Origin of the sequence: Lactobacillus sp. ESL0237, from assembly GCF_003692985.1 — a bacterium.
GTDB classification, from domain to species: Bacteria; Bacillota; Bacilli; order Lactobacillales; family Lactobacillaceae; genus Lactobacillus; species Lactobacillus bombicola.
On sequence record NZ_REHE01000010.1, the window covers coordinates 375,610 to 388,007 of the forward strand.

Genomic DNA, 12,398 nt, shown 5'->3' on the forward strand with positions numbered 1-12,398 from the left:
TTATAATATTTTTTCTAAACCAACCACTAATTCTGGTAATTCCATAATATGTTCCAAAGCTAGCTTCACCCCTGACATAAAAGAAGACCGGTCAAAAGAATCTTGTCTAAGCGTAAGGGCTTCGCCTAATCCACCAAATAATACTTGTTCATGCGCAACATAGCCTGGCAGGCGAACTGAATGTATCGGAATCCCAGCATAATTTTCCCCTCTTGCCCTTGACTCATTGCTGCTATTTTGGTCAATTGCTTGCTCTTGGTTAGCAGCAATCAAACGCGCTGTAGCAATTGCCGTTGCCGAGGGTGCGTCTAATTTATCAGCATGATGCATTTCTATCACTTCTGCATCGGGAAAATAACGAGCAGCTTCTTGGGCAAATTTCATTAACAATACAGCAGATAAGCCAAAGTTAGGCACAATCAGACCACCAATTTTTTGTTCCTGCGCCCTTTTTCGCAATTGCGTAATCTGCTCTGTCGTCAAGCCACTAGTACCAATCAGTGGACGTATCTGATGCTCAATCGCAAATTTAGTATTTTCAAAGACCGCCACTGGAGTCGTAAAGTCTATCCAAATATCAGCTATCAGGTTATTAATATCACTTAAACTTTTATAACATTTAACTGACTGCTTAAAATTTGAGTTACTCGCCATATTGGGCGCTAAAACAGCTACCAATTCACAGTCAGACTGATTTTCAATCAATTTCACTACTTGCTGCCCCATTGATCCGGTAGCACCAGCTACTATAATTTTCTTCATTAATCTTCTCCTAAATACTTGCCAGTGGATGTAACAAAGCAGTTTTATTCAAGCCCAAGCCTAAGGCTAGTTGCTGCTTTTCTTCATTATTTAATTCAACTATTGGTAGCCGACACCCACCGGCTGCTAGTCCTTGCGCAGTTAAAACTGCTTTAACTGGGGCTGGCGAAGGATACATAAATAAGGCTTGCATTTTAGGCATTAACTGTCGTTGTAATTTACCCGCTTCTGCTAAATTACCTTGCGCTAAATTGTCATACATTTGACGCATCGCTTTACCATAAATATGCGAAGCTACTGAAATCACACCTTGTGCACCCAAAGCTTTAGCCGCTAAAGCCTGTAAGTCTTCCCCTGTATAAACTAAAAAGTCATCATCAGTATGCTCAACTATGTATTCTAAGTCTTCTAAATTAGTGCATTGTTTAACGCCAATAATTTGTGAATTACGCGCTAAATCTACCAAAGTTTCTTTAGCAATCTTTATTCCCGTTCGACTCGGAATGTTATAAATTAATACTGGCAACTTAACTTGACTTGTAATAGCTTCAAAATGAGCTTTAATTCCCCGCTGATTAGGCTTGTTATAATAAGGAGCAACTACTAGGGCAGCATCAATTCCAGGTATCTGCGCCACCTCTTGCGTAAATTGGATTGTTTGAGCGGTATCATTACTGCCAGTGCCTGCAATCAGTGGTACCCGCTTATTAATTATCTGGGCAAAACGAGTATACAGTTCAATTTTTTCATCATGTGTCATTGTTGCTGCTTCGCCAGTTGTGCCTCCAATTACAAAACCTTTAGTACCCGTTTCAATTAAATGCTCCGTTAACTCTTCTAAGCCAGGATAATCAATCTTTCCCTGCCGATCAAACGGCGTAATTAGTGCTGTTAAAATGTCTGCGTGTGTCAAATCTATCATTGCAAGTGCTCCTTTTAATTACTTACATATGTTCCTGTAAAAAACCTATCATTGTTTTAACTCCAGTCATAATTGCTTTTTCTTGGGGGGAAAATGTTGCTGAATGCAGCTGTGAAGTATCTTCTACTCCCAACCAAAACATAGTTCCGGGAATTTTGGCTAATAAATAGCCAAAATCTTCTCCCGTCATTGCTGGTGGAGTTGCTTGATAGTTCACTTCGGGGTTTTTTTTCAGATAATCAATAAATTCAGTCGTAATTTCTGAATTATTTTCTACCGGCCAATAACCACCTTGATTAAATTCAATTTCTACTTTTGCCCCAAAGCTTTGCGCAATTCCTTGTGTAACATCTTGTAATCGTTGTTCAATTTGCTCAATCATTGTTTGAGTTAAACCGCGAATAGTTCCTTCTAATCTAGCATGACCAGCGATTGCATTCCTAATTTTCCCCGCTCGTAGCTTGCCAATAGTAATTACGCCACCTTCAATTGGGTCAATGCTACGTGAAACAATCGTCTGAATTTGCCCAATCATAGCAGCTGCTGCAACAACCATATCATTACCCCTTTGGGGATAGGCCGCATGCCCATCTTGACCATAAAGATCAATATTTACTTCAGCTGCCCCAGCAAATAAAGTTCCTAAACAACAGCCAATTGTGCCCACCGGTAAATCCGGAGTAACATGCAAGGCAAAAAATTCATCTGGGCGCCATTGACCGGTAAAAATTCCTTGTTCATAAGCAAGTTTACCGCCATTTTTACTCTCTTCTGCTGGTTGAAAAAAAAATAATAAATTATCTTGAGGTTGATGCTCGCTATAATAACTTAAAATTCCTAAAGCTACCGTCATATGTATGTCATGGCCACATGCATGCATCTGACCCGGATTTTGTGAAGAAAAGGACAGGGCTGTTTTTTCTTGAATCGGTAAAGCATCAATATCGGCCCGATAACCAATTGTTTTTTTAGGATTGCTGCCTTGAACATGGACTAATAATGCTGTGGGCATTGCTGGACAAGTTTTAATTTGTAAATATTGCTGGTTAAAGCGGCTGATTATCTTAGCTAAATATGCTTGCGTTTTAAATTCCTGTAGAGCCACTTCAGGAATTTGATGTAAGTTACGTCTTATCTCATTTAGTTCATTTACTGATAGCATAAAATCACAACCTTCTTAAATCTGCTTCAATCTTTGTTTTAGCAGTAGTTTTTTGTGTTTTTTGTTTAATGATTTTTGCAGGAACGCCCGCAACGACTGCATTTTCTGGTACGTCCTTAGTTACCACAGCTCCGGCTGCAATTACTGCATTATCGCCAATTTTAACCCCCTCTAAAACAACCGCATTAGCTCCAACTAACACGCCATTTCCCACTCTAACTGGTTGGGCAGATGCTGGTTCTATAACACCAGCTAGGACTGCTCCAGCCCCAATGTGACTATTTGCTCCCACAATTGCGCGGCCACCTAAAACAGCATTCATATCAATCATGGTTCCAGAACCCACTTGCGCTCCAATATTAATTACCGCGCCCATCATAATCACTGCATTATCACCAATACTTACTTGCTCTCTTATTAAAGCTCCAGGCTCAATTCGAGCAGAGATATTTTTTAAATCTAATAGTGGAATAGCGGAATTACGACTGGCATTTTCTACTTGATAATCAGTAATCAAATCAGCATTATCTCTTAAAAAAGGAGCAATTTCTTGCCAATCGCCAAAAACAACTCCCATATGACCTTCAATAAAAGTTTTTACTTTATCAGGCCAGGTCAATTTATCTAGTTCACCTTTAAGATAAATTTTAACTGCAGTTTGCTTAGGTGCTTGAGCAATAAAATCAATTATTTCGCTTGCTGACATATTCTCCATACTAAAATCTCCTTTTACCTAATAAAAACAATCATGACTAACTAAATCAGCATAAGTCTCCCGCCTAATTACTTCTTGAGCATGTCCAGCTTCTGCAAAAACCACTGCTGGACGCGGTACACGATTATAATTAGATGCCATACTATAGCCATAAGCACCAGTAGCTAAGACTGCCACTACATCACCTGCTTTAACTTGTGGCAAGGAAGCTTGCTTAATCAAAATATCACCAGATTCACAATAGCGACCAGCTAGGTGTACTACCTGCTTGGGTTCAGCTTGTGGACAGCGCGCTAGTACTGTCTCATACTCAGCTTGATAAAGCGCCGGTCTGATATTATCACCCATACCACCATCTACCGTTATATACGGCATAAGGCCGGGAACTGTTTTACTTGAGCCAATCGTATATAAGCTATAGCCTGCTTGGCCTACAATTGAGCGCCCCGGTTCAATCCAAATTTCAGGCAGTTCCAAGTGATATTTTTGCGCATAAGCACGCATTGTCTGGACAATTTCTTTAATAAAGATGTCCGGTGCTAAAACTTGATCTTGCGCAGTGTAACGGATACCAAAGCCGCCACCTAAATTTAAAATTTGTGGTTGATAAGCATATTTTTGGGCCCACTCATGTATTAAATGCATGAGCTTTTTTACTTCTAATTTAAAACCGCCTACCGCTAAAATTTGTGAACCAATGTGGGCATGAATACCAATTAATTTCAATTGCTTATTAGCTTGTACTTTAAGCAATGCTTGTTCAGCTTGACCCGAAGAAATATCAAACCCAAATTTGCTATCTTCTTGACCTGTCTGTACATATTGATGAGTATGAGCTGTAATACCGGGCGTTACCCTAAGCATAACTGACACACGCTTAGACGTATTATTCAGAATCTGCTCAAGTAGTTCAATTTCATAAAAATTATCAAGAATAATTACACCAACTTGATTTTCAACAGCCAATGCTAATTCTTCTTTAGTTTTATTATTGCCATGAAAGCTGATTCTATCTGTCGGAAAATTTGCTTTAAGCGCGGTATACAATTCCCCCCCAGAAACCACATCAATATGTCCTTTTAACTGATTAATCAGTTGATACATAGCGATGGCAGAGAAAGCTTTACTAGCATAACTTATTACGGAATTTACTTTTAGGTTGGTAAAAGCTTGCTGAAATGCTTGAAATTGTTGCCGAATTTGGGCAACATCATAGACTACTAATGGCGTACCATAATTTTTAGCTAGCTCTAAAGCATCAACCCCACCAATTATTAAATGTCCTTGGTTATTGGTTTGGTAATAATTATTCATGCGTAAAATCCTCTCTATGTAAAAAGGACTCTTTTGTGCGCACAGTACACAAAAGAGTCCTCAAATTGAAATTATAATTGGATTCAATTTTGGCCGATAGCGCTCCGCAAACTTACATTTGCGACAGTCCGTAATCTATTAAATTACGTCCCAGCTAATTAATCACTGCAATAATTAATGCTTCGGCAACTTCCCCTTTTACTAGTTTCATTGTTTATGCAGAAACTCGGCTAGCTACTCATGTTAGTTGCAACCTCTTCGATTTATTAAAATATTATTATTAATTAATATTAATGTCAATACATTTCAGCAAGATTTAATATTTAAAAATATAATTAGCAATTAATCAAGTCATTGTTGCATATTTAAATTAGAATGTTAAAATGCAAAACTAATAAAACTAAAATTAATTTAATTTAAGAAAGGGATTAGGAATGAAAGTCGTTAAATTTGGTGGTAGTTCGCTAGCTAATGGAACACAATTTCAAAAAGTTATTAATATTATCAAGGCCGATCCTGCACGTAAAATTATTATTACCTCTGCTCCTGGTAAAAGATTTGCTGATGATTTTAAAGTAACAGATTTATTAATAAAATATGCTAAACAATATTTAACCCAAAAAAATTATCAGCCTGTAATTAAAGAAATTTGGGCAAGATACCAAGAAATAGCAGCTTATTTTAAAATAACACCTGCCTTACTACAACCGCTAAAACAGCAACTATTTGATTTACCAAAAAATAATTATCGTAATTCTGATTTTCTAATTGCTGCTTTTAAAGCTCAAGGAGAAAAATTAAGTGCTGAGTTATTAGCCTTAATTTTGCAACAAGAAAAGCTACCAGCCCGCTTTTTAGATCCTCAAAATATTAAATTCATGGTCACTGATAGTGCCAATGATGCTCAAATCTTACCTCAGACCTATCACGATTTATATGAATGGCATCACACTAATCAATTATTAATTTTTCCAGGCTTTTATGGTATTACAAAAAAAGGGGATATTGCCACTTTTTCTCGTGGTGGTTCAGACATTACTGGAGCAATTTGGGCGCGTGGAGTACAAGCCGATTTATACGAGAATTTTACTGATGTTAATGCAATCTATGCAGCCGACCCCCATATTGTTAATAATCCTTGCGCTATTAAAGCTATGACTTATCGCGAATTAAGAGAATTATCCTATGCTGGATTTTCTGTCTTTCATGATGAAGCTCTTATACCAGCCATTCAAGGTCAAATACCAATTAATGTTAAAAATACTAATTATCCCGAATTACCTGGGACTAAAATTGTACCCGCAAAAAATTTCCTAGCACAAAATATAGTTACAGGCGTAGCTAGTTCTAATCATTTTGCCGCTTTATACTTACATAAATATTTATTGAATAAAGAATTGGGTTTTACGCTTAAATTACTCCAAATATTTTACAAGTTTAAAATTTCATACGAGCATATGCCTTCTGGAATTGATGATTTAACGGTTATTTTTGATAAACGGCAATTTACAGCAGCAATTCAGCAAAATATGTGTGATGAAATCCAAAAAGTTCTAAAACCTGACTATCTTGAATGGATTGATGATTATGCCATCATTATGGTAGTGGGAGAAGGAATGCGAAATAAAATTGGCGCCATGAGAAGCATTACTGCACCATTAGCCAAAAAGAAGGTTGCAATCCATATGATTAATCAAGGTGCTTCGCGTATATCAATCATGTTAGGCACTAAAAAAGCTGATGCCCCGATAGCCGTTAAACAAATTTATCAACAATTTTTCAATTAATTTCCGGAGGAGTAAAAATGGTACAACTATTAAAGGTTCATGGTTCACAAAATAGCTTTTTTTTACTTGATCAAACACAACTTAATCAAGCATTTACCCAACTGGAACTAGTCAAGTTAACAAAGCAATTAACTAATTCGCACAATCTTTTAAATGGGGCTGATGGTCTTTTAGTCGTGAGCCCATCTTCTCAACCTAGTGCTTGTGGCAAAATGCAGGTAATTAACGCTGACGGTTCTATTGCCTCAATGTGTGGCAATGGATTACGAACAGTCGGGCGCTATTTAGCAGCAAAATATCAGCAGCAAAATTTAATCGTCGAAACTGCCCAAGCTAATTTAAGAGTTAGTTGTCAGCCAGATTGGGCACCACACGTCAAAGCAGTTAGTGTGGAAATTAGCCCGGTTAGTTTTCAGCAGCAAGACTTACCCTTCAGCAATTTAGGCAAAAAAGAGCTAATTAATCAACCCGTTCCCGAATTTGCTGCTAACTTGAAATTTACGGCAGTTGCTGTTCCTAATCCTCATCTGATTAGCATAGTATCAGCCGATCTGATGCAAACAGATTTATTAAAACAATTGGGAACCCAGCTTAATCGATCTAATCCTTATTTCCCTGATGGCGTTAATGTTAGTTTTGCCCAAATTATTAATCCTCAACGCCTTTTTGTCCGCACCTTTGAACGTGGCGTTGGTTTTACCAATGCCTGCGGAACTGGCATGTCGGCAGCTAGTCTAATTCATGCCCTAACTTATCCCCAAAACTGCCTGTTTAATAACCTAATTACTGTCACTAATCCAGGAGGCTTTGTACAAACTATTGTTCATCAGGATAATAATCATTATTGGATTGAACTAATTGGTAATGCCACTTTTACTCACTACATCGAAGTTGCTGAAAATGAGCTGCATCAAAATGTAATTGATTTTACTAAATTTAAAGTTAAATCGACAGTTGAAAATCAGGCGTATCAAGAATTTATTACTAAACATTCTTGATTAAATTTATTACTATTTGCCATTTTAAAGTGCCTTTATGCACTTTTTTTTTGCTTGCAATGGATTAAAATTAAATAAAGCGATTTCATAAAGGAGTAAAAAATGACTGAACCAGACTATCAAAAATTAGTTAATAAAATGCGTACTGAATTTAAACAAGGAGATGATAAACGCGATGCAGGATTACCAACACAAATTCCTGAAGTTGAGCGCTTTGACAATCTATCCTACGGGGTCGTACCGCAATTTCAGTCGCTTGATGTTTATCTACCCAAAAAAAGAACCGACCAAAAATTGCCTGTAATTGTTAATATCCATGGTGGCGGTTGGGTTTATGGTACAAAAGAAACATATCAATTCTACTGTCTTGCTTTAGCTAAAGCGGGCTTTGCCGTAGTCAACGCCAATTATCGTTTAGCGCCCGATGTAGTCTATCCTGGTGAACTTGATGATCTAAATTTAGTTTTTCATTGGATAGCAGACAGTACAAATGCCAACAACTACCAGTTTGATCTTAATAATGTCTTCATTGTCGGCGACAGTGCTGGCGGACAGATGGCAGAACAGATTTTAGCAATTTATACTAATAATGAGTATCGTAAATATTTTGGCTATGCTTTACCCAATCTAACCATTAAAGCAGCCGCACTAAATTGTGGTCTGTACTTTTTAACAGAAACTAACTTAATAGTTGGTGCCCCAGAAGCTTACTTTCGTCCAGAAATTCGTTTAACTAAGCATGATCAATTGAACGTAGAACGCTACTTAACTCAAGCGTTACCACCAATTTTTTTAATGACTAGTAATGGCGATTTTTTACGAAACAGTGCCTTTACACTTTCTGGGTATCTATCTGCTAAAAATATTTTTCATGAAATGCATTTCTATGGTGATACTGACCATCTGCGTGGACATGTATTTCACATTAATCAAAAAGATGATTTAGCCAGACAATGCAATTTAGACGAATTAAACTTTTTCCGAAAATACATAAATTAATGCATGAGCAAGCTAACGAAATAATGGTTGACATAGGAGCTAAGTGTTTAATCATTTTTTATAAAGGTAGAAAATATGAACACTGATATACACGAATTAGTCCAACTAGATAAATTACCAATTTATATTAAAGTGCATCAAAAGCCAGGAAAAACTGAAGTTCCACCTCATTGGCATCAAAGCATTGAATTAAGCTTTACCATGAGAGGTAAAATTGATCATTTTATAATTGAAGGTCTAGATTACCAAACACACCCAGGTGAAATTCTAGTTATTAATACACAAATCGTTCACAGTATACAAAACATTAACAATAAACAAACAGATTTGATGTTAACGATACTTTTCCCTTATTCACTAGTTTTGAGTATGTTTCCCGAAATAAATCATTATCTGATTGTTTTAAAAAATGTATCAGAGTTAGCATTTAATCAGCTAAGCCAGTATTACCGCCTACAAACTCTGCTTAGTCAAATGATAACCATCAGTTTAAATAATAGTGACACATTTAAAAATTTAGAACTAACTATCCTGAGCTACCAAGTTCTCGAAATTTTACTCAAATATTTCCTAGAGCCGCGAGATAATAACAGTCGTCTATCTGATAACTTAATTATTACTGGTCATTTACGTAATGCATTAGATTTTATTCAAACTCATTATCAAGAACAAATTTCACTACAAGACATTGCAGATAATTGCCATTTAGCACGCCAATATCTACAAAAAATTTTTAGGCAAAATATGGGGATTACTTTAGGAAAATATCTTAAAAAATATCGAGCACAAAAAGCTTATCATGAACTTTGTAATACCTCCCATACATTAACTACTATTGCAAGCAATACTGGTTTTAGCGGCGTCCGCTCAATGAATCGAGCACTAGTTGCTAATTATGGAAAAACAAGTATGCAAATAAAAAGAGTTACTCAACGCCATATCTAAGTTACTAAAAATCAAAATAACAGTGTATCTATTTTAGAAAAGAGGAATTATATGAAAAAAGCAAATCCCCAATCTGGATTATTCAAGATTGCCCTATTATCAATTTCACTATTATTAATGATTGCTCCCCAAATTTCACCAGTATTGCCTTTAATGTATTCGTCCTTTCCTACTATTTCTAGAGCCGGCGTCGAAACCTTAAGTACTATTCCTAATATTGGAATTGTTATCGGCTTAATACTAAGCCCATTTTTAATAAGACTAGTTGGCAGTAAACCGACAATTATATCTGGATTATTAATTATTTTATTAGCAGGTACTTATCCTATATACTCTACAAATTATTACATGATTCTAATTTCCCGTTTCTTATTAGGTTTAGGCATTGGTTTATTTAATTCATTAGCGGTTAGCCTATTAGCAAAATTTTATCAGGGTAATGAATTATCAACCATGCTAGGATTTCAAAATTCAATGGGAAGCATTGGTGCGGCACTTTTTTCATTCTGTGTAGGATGTTTAGCTGGACAGGGTTGGCACACTACATTTTTAATTTATTTAGCTGCATTACCAATTTTAGTTTTATTCAGTTGGTTAGTGCCACTGCCTCGTGAGCAAAATCAGATAGCTGCATCACAAAATCAGATGACTAAAAATGATAATAGATTAAATATTCAGGTAATAAAAATTGCTTTACTAATGTTTTTTATGTACATCTTCTTCATGCCAATGACTTTTAAATTACCACAATTAGCAATTAGTCAAAAAATAGCTGATGTTAGTCAAGTTGCTTTTGTTTCTTCAATGATAACTCTTATCGGCATTCCGGTCGGGTTAGCTTATGGCTATTTAAAAAAGAAATTGCAAGATTTGATTTTACCAATTGGTTTATTTTTACAAGTTGTTGGCTTATTAGCAATTGCTTTTTCAGCAAATCTTCTAATGTTAATATTTGCTGCTATTGTCTTAGGTACCGGATTTGGTCTATCGGTTCCCTATATCTTCAACTGGCTAGGTAATGTTGCCCCCAAAAACTCAATTAATTTTGCAACAACGATTACTTTAATTTTAGTTAATATAGGTTGTGCTGTTTCACCAACAATTATTAATTGGCTAGGTAATACTCTAGGTAATGGATCCGCACGTACCGATATAATAATTGCTAGTTTAGGTATGACAATCTTATTTTGTTATAGTGGCGTTCATTATCTACAAACTAAAAATAAGCATTAGTTATTAGGTACTAACGGTTTAACTAATAACAACAGTTAATTACTTTCTAAAATATATTTTATGAGTCCACAATAAATACCCCCTTTGAGCTACTACTCTCAAAGGGGGTATATTGTAATTAAAGATAAGATTATTTAATTACATAATATTTATCTATAAATTACTGTTGCCGCCGTTCTTTTCTGGAAAACCAGAACATAAATAATGGTAAAATAACAAAACCAAAAATCATCATCAAGATTGCGTACCAATTAATCCCGATAACTTTTCCATTTGCAATAATACCAAACTGTGCTTGCCAATTATAATTAATCAATAAGAAGATAACTAAGATAATTGATAAAACAGGCACAATAATGTCGGTTAAAAGATTTTTAGCAGCAGGTAAAATTGCCTCTTTATTTTTACCATAATAAAAACAAATAACGGCCAATGGAACAATGATAAAACCCAGAAAACGTACCATGGCGCTCAAGGTAATTAAGTTGCCCATATTATATTGAAAAGCCAACGGTACTAAAAGAGCTAAAGCTGCGGAAATGAAAAATGTTCTAATTGGAAAATTATTTTGCGTTCTTTTAGTCAACGAGATTGGTAATTGATGTTCACGGGCCATGGCCTCTAAAATGCGGGGCGCATTGAAACTAGAAGCAACATTAATACCCAACATTGAAATTAAGGCACCTACTAAAATTACATCTCGTAAAATTTCATTATTAAAGATTGCACTAATTGCGACTACCTGATTAGTCGTCATCAGTGCTCGCGGATTCAGTACCATCGCTACCGCTACAACGCCAATGTAAATTGCTGCAATCACAAAAATTGCCAAGGGAATCGCCCGCGGTAGATTTTTTTCGGGTGCTTGCATATCGTCTGAACCTGAAGCAACTGATTCAAACCCGGTAAAAGCATAAAAAGCAGATACAATTGCCATTACAAAACTAGTGGTTGTTAATGTTGGGACAATTTTTTGACCATTTTGTGTAATTTGATCAACTTCTGCTAAATTATGGGATGCACCACTTGTGATCAAGAGTGTCACACCTGCAACGATAATCAAAACTAAAGCAGCTAACTTTCCAGCTGTAGCAAGATTCATTACAAATTTAACAAATTTTTGCCCGAATATATTAATGACCGTAATTGCTACCATCAAAATTACAAAGCCAAGGGTCACTGCACTAATATTATCTGGATTGCCACCAAAAATAGAAATAGCTGATTTAATTACCCCTACTGCCATTACGCCCCAAGCAACACTAGCCGAAAAATAACGTAAAATACCAACATAAAAGCCAATGTTATCCCCAAATGCTGCTTTAGCATAGGCATATGATGCCCCTGATTTGGTCACATACTTAGCCGCTGCCGAAAATGAAATAGCTAAAATGGCCGCAAAAGTTGCCGCAATCAAATAAATAAGTAATGCCTTACTACCTGCTTGTTTAACCACACTGCCTGGCGTTAAAAAGATACCTGAACCAATAATTGAATTAATTGCTAAAAAAACAATTGACCAAAAGCCTAATTTATCATTTACAGTTTTATTTCCTTGCAT

Annotated in this window: 11 protein-coding genes and 1 riboswitch; of the genes, 5 read left to right on the forward strand and 6 right to left on the reverse strand. The window is 36.0% G+C overall.

Annotated elements, in window-relative coordinates; genetic code table 11:
• From dapB to lysA, 5 genes are read right to left on the reverse strand one after another with little or no spacing between them, the layout of a single operon-like run.
• Entirely contained in the window at nucleotides 1-762 is a 762-nt protein-coding gene (dapB, locus tag F5ESL0237_RS07125) for a 4-hydroxy-tetrahydrodipicolinate reductase (RefSeq protein ID WP_122025020.1), read from the reverse strand.
• Between the two features lie 10 nt (nucleotides 763-772).
• Nucleotides 773-1,684 carry a 4-hydroxy-tetrahydrodipicolinate synthase gene (gene dapA, locus F5ESL0237_RS07130; protein WP_122025021.1) on the reverse strand — a complete coding sequence of 304 codons (912 nt, stop codon included), beginning with the start codon at nucleotides 1,682-1,684 and terminating at the stop codon, nucleotides 773-775.
• Between the two features lie 22 nt (nucleotides 1,685-1,706).
• Nucleotides 1,707-2,846: an N-acetyldiaminopimelate deacetylase gene (locus F5ESL0237_RS07135; RefSeq protein WP_122025022.1), complete on the reverse strand. Its 1,140-nt coding sequence runs from the start codon at nucleotides 2,844-2,846 to the stop codon at nucleotides 1,707-1,709.
• 4 nt (nucleotides 2,847-2,850) lie between these two features.
• The gene (gene dapD, locus F5ESL0237_RS07140) at nucleotides 2,851-3,561 is read right to left on the reverse strand and encodes a 2,3,4,5-tetrahydropyridine-2,6-dicarboxylate N-acetyltransferase (RefSeq protein WP_122022324.1); all 711 of its coding nucleotides are present in this window, start codon (nucleotides 3,559-3,561) and stop codon (nucleotides 2,851-2,853) included.
• 18 nt (nucleotides 3,562-3,579) lie between these two features.
• On the reverse strand, nucleotides 3,580-4,875 hold the full coding sequence (gene lysA, locus F5ESL0237_RS07145) for a diaminopimelate decarboxylase (RefSeq protein WP_122025023.1): 1,296 nt from the start codon (nucleotides 4,873-4,875) through the stop codon (nucleotides 3,580-3,582).
• A gap of 89 nt (nucleotides 4,876-4,964) precedes the next feature.
• Nucleotides 4,965-5,142, reverse strand: a riboswitch (Lysine riboswitch).
• Between the two features lie 167 nt (nucleotides 5,143-5,309).
• On the opposite strand from lysA, the gene F5ESL0237_RS07150 reads away from it, so the two are divergent.
• The 5 genes from F5ESL0237_RS07150 (at nucleotide 5,310) to F5ESL0237_RS07170 (ending at nucleotide 10,837) form a co-directional block, all read left to right on the forward strand.
• Entirely contained in the window at nucleotides 5,310-6,662 is a 1,353-nt protein-coding gene (locus F5ESL0237_RS07150; RefSeq protein WP_122025024.1) for an aspartate kinase, read from the forward strand.
• 17 nt (nucleotides 6,663-6,679) lie between these two features.
• A complete protein-coding gene (gene dapF / locus F5ESL0237_RS07155) occupies nucleotides 6,680-7,660 on the forward strand; it encodes a diaminopimelate epimerase (protein ID WP_122025025.1) in 981 nt (326 codons plus the stop codon).
• Between the two features lie 102 nt (nucleotides 7,661-7,762).
• Complete coding sequence (locus F5ESL0237_RS07160; RefSeq protein ID WP_122022328.1) at nucleotides 7,763-8,659, forward strand: alpha/beta hydrolase; 897 nt, start codon at nucleotides 7,763-7,765, stop codon at nucleotides 8,657-8,659.
• Between the two features lie 75 nt (nucleotides 8,660-8,734).
• Complete coding sequence (locus F5ESL0237_RS07165; RefSeq protein ID WP_122022329.1) at nucleotides 8,735-9,604, forward strand: AraC family transcriptional regulator; 870 nt, start codon at nucleotides 8,735-8,737, stop codon at nucleotides 9,602-9,604.
• 51 nt (nucleotides 9,605-9,655) lie between these two features.
• Nucleotides 9,656-10,837, forward strand: coding sequence for an MFS transporter (locus tag F5ESL0237_RS07170; protein ID WP_122022330.1), 1,182 nt, complete (start codon nucleotides 9,656-9,658; stop codon nucleotides 10,835-10,837).
• A gap of 160 nt (nucleotides 10,838-10,997) precedes the next feature.
• Here the strand turns inward: F5ESL0237_RS07170 and F5ESL0237_RS07175 are convergent, their stop codons facing one another.
• Complete coding sequence (locus tag F5ESL0237_RS07175) at nucleotides 10,998-12,398, reverse strand: APC family permease (protein ID WP_122022331.1); 1,401 nt, start codon at nucleotides 12,396-12,398, stop codon at nucleotides 10,998-11,000.

Bases quoted from the DNA above. Each gene is read 5' to 3' on its own strand.
- dapB (WP_122025020.1), bottom strand. From the start codon at position 762: ATGAAGAAAATTATAGTAGCTGGTGCTACCGGATCAATGGGGCAGCAA.
- dapA (WP_122025021.1), bottom strand. From the start codon at position 1,684: ATGATAGATTTGACACACGCAGACATTTTAACAGCACTAATTACGCCG.
- F5ESL0237_RS07135 (WP_122025022.1), bottom strand. From the start codon at position 2,846: ATGCTATCAGTAAATGAACTAAATGAGATAAGACGTAACTTACATCAA.
- dapD (WP_122022324.1), bottom strand. From the start codon at position 3,561: ATGGAGAATATGTCAGCAAGCGAAATAATTGATTTTATTGCTCAAGCA.
- lysA (WP_122025023.1), bottom strand. From the start codon at position 4,875: ATGAATAATTATTACCAAACCAATAACCAAGGACATTTAATAATTGGT.
- F5ESL0237_RS07150 (WP_122025024.1), top strand. From the start codon at position 5,310: ATGAAAGTCGTTAAATTTGGTGGTAGTTCGCTAGCTAATGGAACACAA.
- dapF (WP_122025025.1), top strand. From the start codon at position 6,680: ATGGTACAACTATTAAAGGTTCATGGTTCACAAAATAGCTTTTTTTTA.
- F5ESL0237_RS07160 (WP_122022328.1), top strand. From the start codon at position 7,763: ATGACTGAACCAGACTATCAAAAATTAGTTAATAAAATGCGTACTGAA.
- F5ESL0237_RS07165 (WP_122022329.1), top strand. From the start codon at position 8,735: ATGAACACTGATATACACGAATTAGTCCAACTAGATAAATTACCAATT.
- F5ESL0237_RS07170 (WP_122022330.1), top strand. From the start codon at position 9,656: ATGAAAAAAGCAAATCCCCAATCTGGATTATTCAAGATTGCCCTATTA.
- F5ESL0237_RS07175 (WP_122022331.1), bottom strand. From the start codon at position 12,398: ATGCAAGGAAATAAAACTGTAAATGATAAATTAGGCTTTTGGTCAATT.